Consider the following 15,874-nt stretch of genomic DNA (forward strand, 5'->3'; position numbering starts at 1 on the left):
AGCTAAGAACATCGGGAGCCGTGTACACGGAAACGGGTACGCACGGATCTAACTGAGAGGTGCAGGGAATAATATCCCCCATCGACTCAACCAATTGCTGATATGGGAAGGAGTGAGCGCCGGAGTCTCAAGAGTAATTTGATTGTAATTCTGATGCATTTGCTCAAATGGCAATATCAGCCCGACAAAAGAAGCGGTAGCTGGGAAGGAAGCATAATTGAACATCGTAGACGTGTTAAAGAAGCTCTAGATGATTCACCTAGTCTCAAATCCTATCTTGAGATAGTTTTTGCTGAGTGTTATGCACAAGCGGTTAAGCAAGCAAAAGCTGAAACTGGCTTGTCAATGGAATCCTTTCCTCTGAACTGTCCATACCAACTAGCAGAAGTTACAGATGATGGGTTTTTACCTCAGTAAGCACTGAATTGTTCTGTATGTACTGTTTCACTCTCAAGTTATACCTCTTTATTCCCTACCGCCTTGACTTATACATGGGAAATATGTATAATTGTAATCGCATAGAAGGGGAGTAGCTGCTGGCAAAAAGCATAAAAGCCAGTACATCTGAATCAACATACTGGCGATGAGCCTGGTTCAGGTGGCAAGTAATCAATATTTGAAAGCGAGACCTTCACTAAGTTCACACCGAAAAGTGTAAACTTGGTGAGGTCTTTTGGCTCTCATCAAGCTTCACATCGGTAAACGATTCTTCAGGAGCTTGAGAGAGTGTTAACAGCTTTTACCGCAGGTTTATTACTAATTACAGTTTCCGAACTAGGCGATAAAACATTTTTTATTGCTGTAATTTTGGCAATGCACCACCCGCGGCGGTTGGTGTTTGTAGGTGTAACAGCTGCTTTAGCCGCGATGACAATCCTTTCGGTGCTATTTGGACAAGCAGTATCTTTATTGCCAAAAGTTTATATTCATTACGCCGAAATAGCTTTATTTATTGTCTTCGGTATCAAGCTGCTATATGACGCGAGTAAGATGTCAGCTGCTTCTTGTGATGCAGAAGTCGTAGAAGAGGCCCAAGCTGCGGTGAAAAAGGCAGATTTGCAGTTACCAAAGCAAAAAACTTCCTTAGGAATTGTCATAGAAGCTTTTGTGTTGACATTTATGGCAGAGTGGGGCGATCGCACCCAGATTGCCACTATTGCCTTAGCAGCAGGCAATAACCCCATTGGAGTCACAATAGGTGCAATTTTAGGACATTCGATTTGTGCTGCGATCGCAGTTATCGGTGGCAAAATGATTGCCGGACGCATTTCCGAGCGTCAACTCACCCTGATTGGCGGATGCCTGTTTTTAGTCTTTGGTGTCGTTGCTGCCATTGAAGGAGCGTGAGGGGGAAGAAGCAGGGGAGCAGGCGAGACAAGGAGGAATTATTGAACAAGTCTCTCCCTTGTCTTCCCCATCTTCCTTGTCTACCTTGTCTGTTCTCCATGCCCTGTTTGTCCAATGCCCATTACTTAGGCGTACTTTCCGGTGAAGGCGCGGGAGATGCAACAGGATTAGGCGTGGGGGAAGCCGTTGCTGCCTTTTTGATTCCGTCTTTGTACTGAGCAGGTGCTAAAGCTACGGCACTATCAAACAAAGGTTTTGCATCTGCGTCTTTGCCCTGTTGTTTTAGGAGCATCGCTTTTGCCACAACAGGGCGAAAATCTTTGGGATCTTTCTTAATTGCCTGGTCATATACAGAGCTAGCTTGAACGTAGCGTTTCTGGGAAGCGTGAACAGAACCTAACAGCACCTGCACGGCTACTATATCTACACTTCCAGGCTGAATTGTATTTGCTTGGGCTGCATTGGAGAGAGTTTCTTGCAACAAACCAATGGCTGCTTCGGGGCGTTGTTGACTAATCAATAGAGCTACCATTCCTTGCAAAGCCTTCAAATCCCCTGGTTTCGTAGACAAAATCGAGCGATAAGCTTGAGCGGCTCCTTCGCGATCGCCAATTTGCTGTTTGGCTTGAGCTAGTAACACTGAATATTCTGACTGTTCGGGATTCAGCTTTGCTAGCTTTTCTAGGGGTTCAATGACAACTTGGATATCGGCTGGTTTAACCTCGCTTTTATCTTTTTGACTCAGTAATTGCAGCCGTGCTTGTAACAGACCCTTAAGCGCAGTCTGATTTTCTGGTTCCCTTTGCAAAACCTGTTCATAACCCCGTACTTCGTCTTCCAGTTTTGATTTTTGGTCAGCAGAGGGCAAACTACCTCTGGTATTAGCGGTATTTTGACTTGAGGGTGGCGTATTATTAAATGCTCCAATTATGGGAATCACCGAAACACCCACAAAAGCAAGAATTGCCACTGCTAAGACGACTTGAACTATCCAACGATTGCGCGGTTGAGACACAGTTTTGTCTTTCTCCTGAACTCTAATGACATTATTATTTACACAAATCGTAAAGTTAAAAATTTCCAAAACTTTGCGGAATACCGCCAATTGCCTGTGAATTTTATAACAATTAACTATCCACACTGCTAAAGTAAGTGATGACTTTAGGAGGAGCCGTCAGAATTGTAGCTATGATATGCTTCCGAAACTAGTGTAAAGGCCTTAAATTAGACATTTAGTGTTTATACATTAAATTTAGCGCCTTTAGGATTGTATAGAGTACCCTAGTGTGATTTTGTGAAAAGCCAATATACTTTCATCAGTCGCACAAATGCTCTTTCCAGCTGCCTTTGTAAAATCCCACAATGGGATGTGTCTGTGCCGCAAGGAGTTTTTATGAATTCCGACCTGATGCCGTTGCCTGAATCTTCCAATTCTTCTGCCTCTAACCAGGGCCCAACTAACGTAGAAGCAGCCGCTAATGTTCATATAGCAGCCCAGTCCTCTAAAAAAGTTGAAAATTTGCCTGTCAACCTTAGTGAGACTGACTCAAATGGGAACTTGATTAATCGCCAGCAACCGATTCCACCTCCTAGTGAACCGATGCAGTATCGAGCCATCGGGTTAGTCCGGGGTCGCTATCATGCTAGCAGCGAACAATTTACTCAAGGTACGCTGCTGACCGCAGATGGTGTAGAACTCAATGCCGTCCTCCTAGGTCGGATTATGAGCTTAGTCAAGAATCATCTAGACTTAGAAAAAGAACATTTGTGGGTAGTATATCCACGTACTAGACAAGAAAATGATACCTTGCACATCCAAATCGTTGGAGTTTGGGAGCCAGAAAATCTGGCTAAAAACTTAACAGATGAGGACGAATCGGATTTTGAGTTGCAAGAGTTACAGACACTCGATGATGGCTTATCCGAGAACTCTGAACTAAGTACAACTGCCCCCAAACCTTCATCAGAAGTTGCAGATGGCGGTTTTTCTGTTCGTGGTGAAGTAGTATACCAATCTTTTGATGCTAAAAGCTTGGTAGTCAAAATTAGGCAGGCTCCACGCAAATCAACTGACAAACCGAAGTATTTTAAGTTGAAATTGAGGGGTGTGCTAACTACCAAAGCAGTGGGCAAATTCTGGGACTTCCAAGCCAAGCGAGAAGCTGACGTTTTGATAGTAGAAAAAGCCGAGGCGATCGCTGATTTGCCCAAAAAACGCAAACCACCATTTAAAGGCGGACTTCGTGCTGGCAGTGGTGGTGCTGGTGGTAGAAAACCATTCCCCCCCAGACGCACTGGCGAAACTCCTCGCCCCATCAAGAAAACAAGTACAGGCGGCGACCCCTCAGTGGTGTCAAAACCTATACCAAGAACACCCGCTCCTAAACCCATTAAGCGACCTAAACCAACTCAAGATTAGGGAATTGGGGATTAGGTACTGGGGACTGGGGATTAGGGATTGGGAGTTTAGATTCAATATTAGGGTTCAACTAATTTTTTCCATTCTCCATTCCCCAGTCCCTACTCCCCAGTCGCCACGATCAAAAATCCGTCCGACGATCTTGGGGTAGAAAAGATCGCTCCATCGGAATTGGAGAAACTGGTTCTGTAAGGGTAAACGTACCTGCTTCGATCCACTTTTTCAACTCTAGTGCGACTTGCCTAGAAAAAAACAAACTCGCTAAGGGGGCAGAGCGTACTGCTTTGCCCTCTATAATGACCCTCCCGGATTTGAGTTGAGCGTAACTCACTAAACCAAAGGTAGGACGGACGCGCCGGGGAATGGAAAAATCTACTATTGGGGCTACTAAGTCTTGATCTTGGACGGCACAGTGTTCAATTACTTGTTCATTTAATACAGGTAGCGGTACACCAACCCCTAACATTAATGAGGGTCCGTAACTTTTGAAGTAACACCCCCGCACCCAATAAGCATCCATTTGCTTGGCATCACCAATTAAAGCTAAAGTGGCAGAAGGCCCAATCGGTGTACGATTAGCTAAACGCTTTTGTAAGGGGAAGTGCTGAGTGCCTTCCCAGGCCACATATCCAACACCACCACCTAAAAAAATTCGAGTACCTATACCAACAAGTTGTAAATCGGGGTCGTTGAGTAAAGGGGAAATAGCACCGGGGTTAGAATAAACAGCATTCCCCAGACGCGGCTGTAAAGGCCCGAGATAGGTGAAGAGAGGGCGATCGCCACCATTTACACCAACAATAAAATTTTGATAAAGATTGCGCGGATTGAATAAATAAAACTGATTAATTGTGTCACTGGTAATTGTAGTTTCAAAATTTGCTCTGGGGTAACAATCTGTTACTTGTCCTTGCGCTTTTACGTGTATAGGTTTACCAGCGATTAAATCTTCGATTACATGACCACCACCACGTTCTCGCACTTCTTCCCCATCTGTCGTCTCCACAGCACAACTTGCACCCAAATACAAATCTACTGCCCCAAAACCAGAGTATGCTGGCACGCCATCTAACCAACAACGGCGAATTTTTATCGGGGGGTCAGTATGTCCCAGATTGATAATTGCACCACTTGATTCCATCGGCTCAAAAGTACCAGTGGTAATTACGTCAACTTCTTTAGTAGCTTTAGTAACACCGATTTCTACAACTCGTGCTTTTAATTCTTCAGTTGTCAACACCACTGCACGTTGGCGCTTAATTTTCTCGTTAATTTCGGCAATTGTTCGCATCTTATCAGTGCTTACGCTTCCTGGTGAGTGGGGAATGGGCAGAGACGCGATTAATCGCATCTGATTTTATTGCTACATTTGATCAAAAGGCAAGTCAGGCATTAGAATATTTTATTGTTCAAGTAAACAATCCAGGACTTACGCAACTGGCACAGTGCGATCGCTATTTTTTAGTACATCAGTATTAATAAATCGCTTTATCTTAGCTTTCTAAAGTCGCTGTCTTGGAAGCACTATTAAAATATTTATGAGAAAATAAATATAGGTTGTATTAGATAAATTTTGCTGACGGTAATGAGATTTACTAAGCAGGACTTACGCAACTGGCACAGCGCGATCGCATTGTTAAGCTTATAAAAGTAGTCAAACAATTTATCAAATAAAACATGGATTATTGCCGAATTATTTAGTTCAGCAAATAAAACGTGGGGATATTGCCATGTTTATCACCTAGTTGTTTGGTGCACACCGCGCCATTGCTCAATTGTAAATGCAGATTTGAACGCAAGTGCGAATATTTTCTGAAAAGTAGCCAGCAATCTAGTAGTTTGCTTTCGTGACTTGGCGGGGTAAAGGGGAAGGGGGAAGGTGGGGCCCCCTCTGGGGATAAGGGGCAGGGGGAAAGGTTTTATAATCCCTTACCCTTTTCCCTTTCCCCTTTCCCCAGCCCTCACCCAGCATCTTTGGGTTGGCAGACTACTAGGCATCGACTTAGGCTTACTGAGTAGACGTTGTTTGACGAACGTAGCGAGAGTTAGACTTTGGATTCTTCAGAATTTTTCTCTGTCTATAGAATTTCAGTAAGACCTAAGAGAATCAACTGATGTACATTTGGAAAGGGCGATGTCTGACGACAAGCCCAGAGACGAAATGTCTCCGGTGTCTACGCTTGTAATTTTTCATGACTTTAACCCTGCTAAACAATCGCTATCAAGTTATCCAGGTAATCGGCGCTGGTGGGTTTGGTGAAACCTTTCTAGCAGAAGATGTCCACATGCCTTCTCGCCGTCGCTGTGTAATCAAGCAACTAAAACCGATAACCAATAATGACCCGCAAACCTACCAACTTATCCAACAACGGTTTGAACGGGAAGCAACAACCTTAGAGTTTTTAGGTGAAAGTAGTCACCAAATTCCCAAACTCTACGCCTACTTTTCTGAGAATGGACAATTTTACCTCGTCCAAGAATGGATTCATGGGCAAACCTTGACACAAATTGTCGAAGCGAAAGGATTTGAGAGTGAAACTGCTGTTCGGCAAATTCTCTTGAGTCTGCTTTCAGTCTTAGATTACATCCACAGTAAAGGCATTATTCACCGAGATATCAAGCCTGAGAATATTATTCTCCGTTCTGTTGATGGTGAGCCAGTTTTGATTGATTTTGGTGCAGTCAAAGAAACAATTCGTTCAGTGGTGAATTCTCCAGGATACCCCACGCGATCGCTTGTCATTGGTACGCCTGGGTATATGTCTAGCGAACAAGCCGTTGGCCGCCCAGTTTACGCCACTGATATCTACAGCTTGGGTTTAACGGCGATTTATCTGCTGACTGGTAAACACCCGCAAGAATTGCTAACCGATCTGAAAACTGGGGAAATACTTTGGCAGCAACACGTCCCTAACGTATCTTCTCAATTGGCGACGGTACTCAATCAGGCAATTAAGCCTCATGCTGGCGATCGCTACAGCACTGCTAGTAAAATGCTATATGCCTTGCAGTCAGCTGCAAATACTTCCACAGTCAGTTTTTCTGCCACTGCTACATCGACTCAACAAACCCAGCCATTATATTATCCGCAAAAAAATTCGGCGATTCCAGTATCTTCCACTTCTTCTGGTAACTGGCAAAAATCTGCTGTGATTGTTGGTAGTTTGCTCATCGGTGGCTTGATTGGTGCAGTAGCAATTCCTAGCATGATTCGTCAGCAACAACCAGAAACAACCATTGGCACAAATCCCACGCCATCGCCAGAATCTTTTCCAACTTCTGCATCTACCGAACCACCCGTTTCCTCCCAAACTTCTCCAGTCCCAGTTATCCCTAGTTCACCACCACGACAGCGACCAACTCTTAATCCTCCAGTTGTACCCATAGCACAGCCAAAAAAAGAGCCTGTCACTTTAGATACTCCAGTACCGATAGCAGTATCTACACCACAGCCAGAACCAAAGGATGAGACGAGCGCAGCTCCTATACCACAAAACAGCAAGCGACTGCCTAGTAAATTAGCTACCACTAACCAAAACGTTCCCGCATTTCCTACAGGTACACCAAGAAGCGCCGTAGAAGCTACCCTCGGCAAACCAAATCAAGATTTAAGAGGTGCATGGGGCAATACTCGTGCGATCGTTTACAAACTAGTGCCAAACAAAATTGACCTTGGCTACTTATTCGATCGTAATTCTAAAACGTTGCGTCAAACTGAGGTATCTTTTGCCCAATCGGTAGACCCACAGGTAATGAAGACTACCTTGAATGGAATGTTAGCAGGGCAAGTTACTGAAGAAATTAAGCAGGGACTCAAACAGGTACAACAGCGCCAATCTGATAATTTTAGTTTTAAAAATGGCTCAGTCAAAGGCCAAATTATCCGCCAAGAATGTGATTTTATTTATATCAGTATTTGGGATGTAGACTTACATGATTTTGTAAGTCCATCTACAGGCAAAAAGTGTTAATCTCTTAATGATATATTTTTAACATTTCCTTGAAGGCAAGAAATGAGGTTTTGAAAATAGTTCGTGAAATGCACTTAATTTTCCAAGAAAAATAGATAGTAAGCTCTAATGTATTGCCTACACAAGAGATAATATCAATTCAAAATTCACGCATTAAGAATCTAGACAGGACAAAGTTTTGGAGATGTGTATCTGTCGCATTCTTTTTTCAAATTAGTATAATTTTCAAAGTATTGAAAGGTATAGCAGGAGGCAGGAGGCAGGAGGCAGCTATGCTGGAGGTAAAACTATTACTATTCCTAGCTTTCACTCTTTTAAAATGTCTTAACCTATGTGACTACGGCTATATAATTTGACTCTTTTAATTTTGCTCAGATGCAAAGACAAATCAAGGTATCAGCCATGTACTGAGATTCTATGTGGCGATCGCTATGAAAGAAAATACCCTTTCTGTATAGAAATGTACCAAACTATATCAGGAATGAACCGCAAAGGGTAGAAAGCACACAAAGGAAGAAAGAAAATTTAGCACCGCCTCACAAAGAAAGTTTAAAATTCTTAATATTCATAAAGTTATAAATACCATTATTAAGTTTTTAATAATACTTGTCTCAATTTCTACATTCATGTAGTAATTTGCGATCAAAGTTGTGTAATCTGAAGACAGCAAAGCTAAATTATTCAATTGAGGTCTGATGACTCCTACAATCATGCGTCAGCTTTGGTCAGTGGTTGAAACCGCGCAAGCCAAGCTCCTCTTACAACTGGATGATGCTAGCTTAGTGCAGTGGTTAGTAAAACAAACCGAAACGCAAGTGTTGTTAGATTCTAACGAAACTGACTTTCTATGCCATTACATTCAATCTCGGCTAGCCCTTATACGTGATATTGTCCATGAACGCCAGTGATCGCGATGCTTAAGGCGGGCTACGCCAACACCAAATCAAGATAATAAATTGATCCTCAAGTGTTATTACTGTTGACTATTAGCTTTTGGGGAAAAATAACCTTCCACTAAGCAGTCAGAGCCGACTACACGCCAACGAACGCGTTCTAAAGACAACGCCTCAGTCATGGTAGTAAAACCTAAATCGCCCACTGGTGTGGGAGCAATATTACCACCAATGATTTTTGGAGCAATAAATGCCAAAACTTTTTGCACTGCTCCTTGAGCGATCGCACTAGCAGCTAAAGTACCACCACACTCCCACAGCACGCTACAAAAACCTCGTTCATATAAGTACGCCATTGCTTTATCCGGTACAAGTGATGCTAATTCCACCACCTCTACACCTTGTTTGAGCAACAGTTCTTGAAAATCGGGATTAGCACCCTTCTGTGTCAACACCAAAGTTGGAGCATCCGCAGTTTGCCACAGATGTGCGCTTGGCGGTAAATTGAGATGGCGACTCATTACTACCCGCAGAGGATTATGCGCCTCCAAATGATGGCTGGTTAAGTAAGGATTATCTTGTCGGACTGTATTTCCACCGACAATTATGGCATCACAAGCCGCCCGTACTAGATGTACTTCATTGCGGGCTTCTTGACTTGTTACCCAAGCGCTATGACCAGAGGTAGTAGCAATTTTACCATCTAAAGTCATGGCATATTTTAAAATTCCCAAAGGTCGCTTATGGAGAATGCGATGTACAAAAGCTTCATTTAGCTGACGGCAAGCTTCTTCTTCTACTCCTACCAACACTTCGATCCCCGCCGCCCGTAAACGGGCGATACCACCTCCAGCCACCAGTGGATTGGGATCAACCATACCCACTACTACTTTTGCCACCCCAGCTTGAATCAATCCTTCCGAACAAGGGGGAGTGCGCCCGTAGTGATTGCAAGGTTCGAGGCTGACATAGATTGTTGCACCACGAGAGCGATCGCCTGCTGCTTTTAAAGCAAACACTTCTGCATGAGGCTCACCTGCGCGAGGATGAAATCCTTCGCCGACAATCTCACCATCCTTGACAATCACCGCTCCCACTAATGGATTTGGCGAAGTCCGTCCTAAAGCACGGCGAGCCAGTTCCAAACACCGCAGCATCATGCGAGAGTCAAAGTCACTTCCTACTTTTTGCTTCGGTGGTGAATTCGAGCCAGCTACTGACTCTACTATTTGTGTATTTTCCTGAGTGTAATTTGGTAAAGATGCATCTGCTTGAGCGACCACTGGGGAATTATCCATAATTTTAGGCAATACTGTAATATTCTGCACGCGATCGCGCAGCCTCTCCACAAAAGAATCGTGCTTTGCTCCTGATAATTAAACAGTAATATCTAGGCGCATTATTGGCTGTCTCAACTTACATGAGTCTGTAATATTCACACTTACAGTTCAGGGTAACTGAAAGTTAGAGACATTTCAAAACCCTTTATCCAAATGAAGGGTTAATAAGATCAGGTCAGAGGAATTATTTTACACAATTCCTGCAACAGTAGGTTTACGACTTTAAAGCGATGTGCGACTTTTTTATTCTTGTGGGATGGACATCTTGTCCGTCCCTTGTGGTATAGCAAGATGCCTACCCCACAATGGAATCTTTAACAAAATTAAATTGCACACGGCGTGACTTTACTCATAAGCTTGCCTTGGATGTGCTTACCACCTAGCAGCTTCAGCTAAATGTCGGATTGCCGTTTGTCCGTCTTTGCGTAGCTTGCTGCCGTAAGCGTTGCGCTCGATTCGCTTCATGGCTTACCATTTACACCCAAGAATGATTCAAAAGCATAAATGCTGGTCAATAAACGCGATCGCATTCGCAAACCAAAGCTGAACTTGTAAAATACGCTTGTGTAGGGCTTGAGGGACGCATTTCACTGTGAACGTTGCACTTATATCTATATTAACTTGCAGACACTTTGGATACAACCCGCGACGGTGGTGCGATCGCAATTACGATTCATCAGGCGGGAAATGGATTTATGGACTTCTGTTAAAAAAGAAAGCAAACTATCGCGTGTAAAATTCGTGTAGTGCTATTTCAAATGTTTTAGCAGCAATAGGAATAGAATAGAAGCTAAAGTAATATTTATTCCTTACCTTTGTTTTAGTTTGATTTGTGAATTATCCGTTTGCATAAGGATTTTACAGAATTATGCCAATTAAAAAACATATTAATCTTAATCAAGGATGTTTCCTTAATCCTGAAAATAAACAGATAGTTGTCAATTTAGCCAGTGAATATATTTTAAATGTAATCACACAAGAATTAAAAAATCGTTACTCTCCAGAAACTCAAGAAAACATACTTGATGAAAGTTCAAAAGTATTACCTAATTTTGTTTTCCAAGAATTATTACAACGCCAACAGCAGGTAGTAGATATTAACATAGATAGTTTAATTGTCGTTAGCTGTCAGATAGCAGAGGCAGAAGTCGATGATTTGGGATTTAATTTAAATGTCGAAGTACATTTTGTAGTTGGAGATACAAAATGTCAAAACCATTTTCGGGCTAATCAAATAGTCCTTTGGTCGAATATATGGGGTGATGAAGAACAGCCTTTTGATTTAGAAGATGAATTAGGTGAACAATTCTGGACAATTTATCAAATTCAGTTGCTTTTCGATGAAAAAGAGCAGCAAACAATTGAACTGGAACTATCACAAACAGATGATTATGCGGCGAGATTAGAATTTTACCCATCACTAAAAGGATTTTCACCATCCATAGTTACTTTTACGAATAATGATTTATAAAAATTACTATCCGCACATACAATGAATGCAAATTAATCATTTACATTTACTGAGGATTTAATTTTTTAGAAGTTCTCGATTAAAAAGATTGAGTCTTCAATTTCTCCTAATATCCTCATTGTGGCTCGATAATTGAACCCATAAACAAAATGTTTCCCGTCTGATTATCCCTGATGGCACAGAAGAAGGGACGATCGACAATCATTCGGAATGGTTCTGGTTCCTGTCTTAAAGATGTTGCTACTATTCCCACTGAAGTAGCCGCAGCCGCTTCAGTGCCTTCTTCATTTACTTCAACAAAAGTTTTATGCTTAACTTGGCTAATGGCAAAATTTTTACCCATGCCAGAAAAATTGGCTTTGTTGCTGAAAGCTTCCCCCATGCCTAAAGTTTTTAACGCATCATTGAGTGTAATCTCGTAATCTGTTTTGAAGCGAGGTAGGCGAATAAATCCTTTTTGGTTATTGAACTGAGTCATCCATTTTTCCCAGTTCTCAACATTCAAGTTTTGATAAAACGCTTTGAGGTTAGAATTCTTTTTGGGTAAGAATATATAAAAACTTATTTTACTATCTTTACCATAAGGTAAACTAACTGCCTGAAATTTTTCGCTTTCATAGTATCTATAATCACCATCCTGTGACATCATTGGTTGTTGTTTTTGCCTGTCAGATGTGATGTAAAAAGGATATGGAGCAGTTTGCTTTTTGTCAAACTCATTACTCCAATTACCTTTAAAATATATGGCATTAATCAGAAATAACACCTGATTTGGTTCAATTTTTTCAACTATTTTAGTGATTTTGCTGTTAGTATTTTCTTTGACCCAGTTATTGATAATATTAGATGCGGCGGCATCTTGAAAGTTTAAATTGCTGACTTGGGCTTGATAGAAGTCCTGGGTTCTATTGAGAAAGTCTGGCGCAAAGCTAACATCTTGATTTGCCCAAAGTGAGTTAGCAATTTTCAATTGCACTTTCGTATCCGAGTTGTCTAAAAGCTGTTTTAATACCGCCGCGTAAGAAGAGTTAATTTCTGGTAGATTCATCCCCTGTAATTCCAGGGTTTTTGCCATTGCTTGTTGAGTCGAGCCGCTAGCGCCGTTATAAGTCATAGCAAGAGCGATCGCAACACTTGAAGGTGAGATAAAAACATTCTGATCACCGCCATCGTTTTTCAGAACTTCTGAAAATAGTTTAAAGCCAAACTTATTGCTAGACTCAACGATTTTTGTCTCAGTTTTGGCTGTTTTTTTTTGCAATGGAGTTTCTGGCTGAGGTAAACTAGATTGCGCAAGGGCACTTTTATTACTATCTACTGGAGAATACCCTAATACACTGAATAAAACAACACTTGCAGCAGCTAGAGCATAACGTCTGCCTAGACTAACACCGTAACGTCTTTGCAGGAAATTTTCTTTTGCATTACTCAACTTCTGCCGATTCATTCTGCTACCTCACTTGCCAAAGATTCCCGATTTGTGCTCAGAGTTGACGCAGATACTGTGTCAATGACTAACTATTGCATTTACTTCAATGGAAAATAGGACTGTTACAGTTTTCGTAACAGCAAATTAATAGCTTAGAGGAATTAAATACAACTTGTAGAGTTGCTAATTCCTTATTGATAAAGCTATACAGATGAGTTATAAAAATTTTTGATTTGAATAAATTTTATCTTTACGTATAAACGTATTCTAAGCTACGTAATCATAAATTAATCACTTCAGTTAAATTTTGATAGATCGAATAACGTTTTTCAGAGGCAAGAAATCTCGTTTCCATAGGGAGTAAGGAAACGAGAAAAACGCTGTAATTTTACACAGATATTTGTGCTACCCTATTTCAATTAATCGGTACACTCCACCAAGCTAAACTATAGGGTTGAGTCGCTTCATTCAGCTTTTGACGAAACTGGACACGGATTTTGTAATTGCCAGTAGCACTAACAGGACAGAAAATATGTTCTACACTATCAATTTGGCTGATTGAGGAGCAAACAGCACCAGCATCTGAATTTTGAGCATCAGCTTTTACTAAGTAAAGGTCAAGATTATTCAAACCGCGATCGCGAAAACTTTCGCCTACATCATATTGCTGGTTTTTATTTTTATCGTTGAGTTCTACCAATCGATCCCAACTCAAAGTGATAGCAACAAAACTTCCCTGCTTTAACGGTTTTGCTAATATATAGTCAACAGATGCTCCAACATCAACTGTGCGATAATCCCAACCAATAGCTGGCACCGCAGCTGATGCCTGCCATTGACCAGCATTAAACTGCTGATAAGCGCGAAATGCATTCAAATGACCCGCTCCCATTTGAGCATCTAAGGGAATCTTTGGATCTTTGTAAGCATCAGAATCTAGCCAGTTTTGATTTTGCTTATCAATTAGCGTCCGAGTCATTCCCAGCTTTAAGCCATCGCCGCTATCTAAAATTTTGTCTGCTGAATTCAGCAATACAGCTTTCATCACTTGATGACGCCGAGCATCAATGCTCCAGTGAAGTTGTTTTGTCCGCAACTGTCGATCAGCAAGTTCTTGTAACAGAGCAACAGTAGCTGTAACTTGAGGTGCTGCAAAACTTGTACCTGTAACCTTGTTCAATTTGCCATCAGGATTGAGCAAAGAAATATTATTGCCAGGAGCAACTAAACTGATAGCGCGACGCCCATCAAGGTCAAATTCCTTTCCAGCAAGTCTTCCACTCACCCCTTGGTTAACACCCGCTAGATTCGCCACATCTACTTTATTAAAAACTCCCCCTCGGCGGGATGAAAAAGCCACATTAATTCCGTTAAAATTATCTGTAGGAATAGGAATACCGCCTTTCCCCTGGTTGCCAGCGATCGCATACAAAACATCATGAAAGCGACTAGACCAGTCAACACATAAAGTTAGTAAAGCATTACCATCTAAAGCAGCTTCCGGTCGAGGATCACGGCTCAAAGGTTCTCCGAAGCTAAAGTTAATCGCACGGACATCACCACCATTTTGGAGCGCTATGTGCTGTGCCGATAAGCACTCTTCTGGCTGACCCATGTTTTTAGTAGAACCCACTGCTGATGAATACAATCGCGCTCCGGGAGCAACTCCTGGCAAAGCTTTGTCTTGACTCACCATCACACCAGCAACATTGTAGGCGTGGGGGTCAACACCTGTATTAGACTTAGCTGGGCCATTGCGTAAGAAAACCGCAGCTACAGATATAGCACGATTTTTAGACACCGCCTTATCCCACCCAAACATTCCTGGCCGACCAATTTCCACTTGCCCAATAGCAATCTTACGACCGATTAAATTATAAGGAGGTTTATGTAGCTTTAGAGCATCAATGCCGTTAGTTCCTAGTCCAGATTCTAAAGCTGAAGCAATTACCGGCGCACTTATACAAGAAGCAGTTAATCCCCAAAATATCCAGATTAGTTTTTTAGTCATTAGTTATTAGTTATTAGTCATTAGTCATTAGTCATTAGTCATCGGTTATTGGGCATTGGGCATAAGTTATTCTCCTTGTCCCTAATCCCCAGTCTCTAATCCCCATTACCCCTTATCCCCAGAGGGGGCCCCACCTTCCCCAATCCCTAGTCCCCAAAAAACCGGGATCAAAATTATGAGTCTTGCTCAATGTTTTGTTACAATGCGTACAGATGAGGACGCTTAAAAATCCACAAGCCATGACCCAAAACCACCTATCTCAAAAGCCCATTGTAATTGCTCCATCTATCCTATCAGCCGATTTTAGTCGTCTGGGTGACGAAATTCGCGCCATAGATGCAGCTGGAGCAGATTGGATTCATGTTGATGTAATGGACGGCCGTTTTGTACCTAATATTACGATAGGCCCTCTGATTGTGGAGGCGATTCGTCCGATTACGACCAAGCCACTTGACGTCCACTTGATGATTGTGGAGCCAGAAAAGTATGTAGAGGATTTTGCTAAGGCGGGTGCCGATCATATCACTGTGCATTGCGAGCATAATGCTTCTCCACACCTGCACCGTACCTTGGGGCAAATTAAAGAGCTTGGTAAGACAGCTGGAGTTGTACTTAATCCTGGTAGCCCTCTAGAACTAATTGAACACGTTTTAGATTTGTGCGATTTAATACTAATTATGAGCGTCAACCCTGGTTTTGGTGGTCAAAGCTTTATCCCAGGTGTGTTACCCAAAATCCGCAAGCTACGCCAAATGTGTGATGAACGTGGTCTTGACCCTTGGATTGAAGTAGATGGGGGACTGAAGGCAAATAATACCTGGCAAGTTTTAGAAGCGGGAGCCAATGCGATCGTCGCCGGCTCAGCTGTGTTTAACGCTAAAGATTATGCTGAGGCTATTACAGCAATTCGCAACAGCAAGAGTCCTACTCCAGAATTAGCTAAGGTTTAATTCATTTTTGAATTAACCATTAAACAAGAAATCTAGTAGTGCT

13 protein-coding genes are annotated in these 15,874 nt (G+C 42.1%); 8 read left to right on the forward strand and 5 right to left on the reverse strand.

All coding sequences use genetic code 11. The annotated features are described in order from the left end of the window. Positions 1–102 precede the first annotated feature (102 nt). Positions 103–417 carry a DUF29 domain-containing protein gene (locus tag V7K79_RS26160; protein WP_335051859.1) on the forward strand — a complete coding sequence of 105 codons (315 nt, stop codon included), beginning with the start codon at positions 103–105 and terminating at the stop codon, positions 415–417. Between the two features lie 309 nt (positions 418–726). After that, positions 727–1,347: a TMEM165/GDT1 family protein gene (locus tag V7K79_RS26165; RefSeq protein ID WP_335051861.1), complete on the forward strand. Its 621-nt coding sequence runs from the start codon at positions 727–729 to the stop codon at positions 1,345–1,347. A 121-nt stretch (positions 1,348–1,468) separates the two neighbouring features. Here the strand turns inward: V7K79_RS26165 and V7K79_RS26170 are convergent, their stop codons facing one another. Next, the gene (locus V7K79_RS26170; RefSeq protein WP_335051863.1) at positions 1,469–2,362 is read right to left on the reverse strand and encodes a tetratricopeptide repeat protein; all 894 of its coding nucleotides are present in this window, start codon (positions 2,360–2,362) and stop codon (positions 1,469–1,471) included. Between the two features lie 378 nt (positions 2,363–2,740). On the opposite strand from V7K79_RS26170, the gene V7K79_RS26175 reads away from it, so the two are divergent. Beyond that, entirely contained in the window at positions 2,741–3,766 is a 1,026-nt protein-coding gene (locus tag V7K79_RS26175) for a hypothetical protein (RefSeq protein ID WP_335051864.1), read from the forward strand. A 121-nt stretch (positions 3,767–3,887) separates the two neighbouring features. Here V7K79_RS26175 and V7K79_RS26180 read toward each other — a convergent pair whose 3' ends face one another. Then, positions 3,888–5,057, reverse strand: coding sequence for a homocysteine biosynthesis protein (locus tag V7K79_RS26180; protein ID WP_335051866.1), 1,170 nt, complete (start codon positions 5,055–5,057; stop codon positions 3,888–3,890). Between V7K79_RS26180 and V7K79_RS26185 the strand changes: the two genes are divergently transcribed. The 3 genes from V7K79_RS26185 to V7K79_RS26195 all read left to right on the forward strand — a co-directional run bounded on the left by V7K79_RS26185 (position 5,048) and on the right by V7K79_RS26195 (position 8,645). Then, the gene (locus tag V7K79_RS26185; protein WP_335051868.1) at positions 5,048–5,245 is read left to right on the forward strand and encodes a hypothetical protein; all 198 of its coding nucleotides are present in this window, start codon (positions 5,048–5,050) and stop codon (positions 5,243–5,245) included. The two genes, V7K79_RS26180 and V7K79_RS26185, sit on opposite strands and share 10 nt — an antisense overlap. Positions 5,246–5,958: 713 nt before the next feature. Next, positions 5,959–7,737: a protein kinase domain-containing protein gene (locus tag V7K79_RS26190; protein WP_335051870.1), complete on the forward strand. Its 1,779-nt coding sequence runs from the start codon at positions 5,959–5,961 to the stop codon at positions 7,735–7,737. Positions 7,738–8,432: 695 nt separating this feature from the next. Beyond that, a complete protein-coding gene (locus V7K79_RS26195; RefSeq protein WP_335051872.1) occupies positions 8,433–8,645 on the forward strand; it encodes a hypothetical protein in 213 nt (70 codons plus the stop codon). Positions 8,646–8,710: 65 nt separating this feature from the next. Here V7K79_RS26195 and ribD read toward each other — a convergent pair whose 3' ends face one another. After that, positions 8,711–9,928: a bifunctional diaminohydroxyphosphoribosylaminopyrimidine deaminase/5-amino-6-(5-phosphoribosylamino)uracil reductase RibD gene (ribD, locus tag V7K79_RS26200; protein ID WP_335052031.1), complete on the reverse strand. Its 1,218-nt coding sequence runs from the start codon at positions 9,926–9,928 to the stop codon at positions 8,711–8,713. Between the two features lie 910 nt (positions 9,929–10,838). Between ribD and V7K79_RS26205 the strand changes: the two genes are divergently transcribed. After that, complete coding sequence (locus V7K79_RS26205) at positions 10,839–11,441, forward strand: hypothetical protein (protein WP_335051874.1); 603 nt, start codon at positions 10,839–10,841, stop codon at positions 11,439–11,441. A 115-nt stretch (positions 11,442–11,556) separates the two neighbouring features. On the opposite strand, the gene V7K79_RS26210 is transcribed toward V7K79_RS26205, so the two are convergent. Both V7K79_RS26210 and V7K79_RS26215 read right to left on the reverse strand, forming a co-directional pair. Next, the gene (locus V7K79_RS26210) at positions 11,557–12,888 is read right to left on the reverse strand and encodes a serpin family protein (protein WP_335051876.1); all 1,332 of its coding nucleotides are present in this window, start codon (positions 12,886–12,888) and stop codon (positions 11,557–11,559) included. Between the two features lie 397 nt (positions 12,889–13,285). Further along, the gene (locus tag V7K79_RS26215; protein WP_335051878.1) at positions 13,286–14,881 is read right to left on the reverse strand and encodes a S8 family serine peptidase; all 1,596 of its coding nucleotides are present in this window, start codon (positions 14,879–14,881) and stop codon (positions 13,286–13,288) included. A gap of 239 nt (positions 14,882–15,120) precedes the next feature. Between V7K79_RS26215 and rpe the strand changes: the two genes are divergently transcribed. Then, on the forward strand, positions 15,121–15,831 hold the full coding sequence (gene rpe, locus V7K79_RS26220; protein ID WP_335052033.1) for a ribulose-phosphate 3-epimerase: 711 nt from the start codon (positions 15,121–15,123) through the stop codon (positions 15,829–15,831). Positions 15,832–15,874: the final 43 nt, after the last annotated feature.

The sequence above is a fragment of the Nostoc sp. genome (genome assembly GCF_036917575.1).
GTDB lineage: Bacteria > Cyanobacteriota > Cyanobacteriia > Cyanobacteriales > Nostocaceae > Nostoc.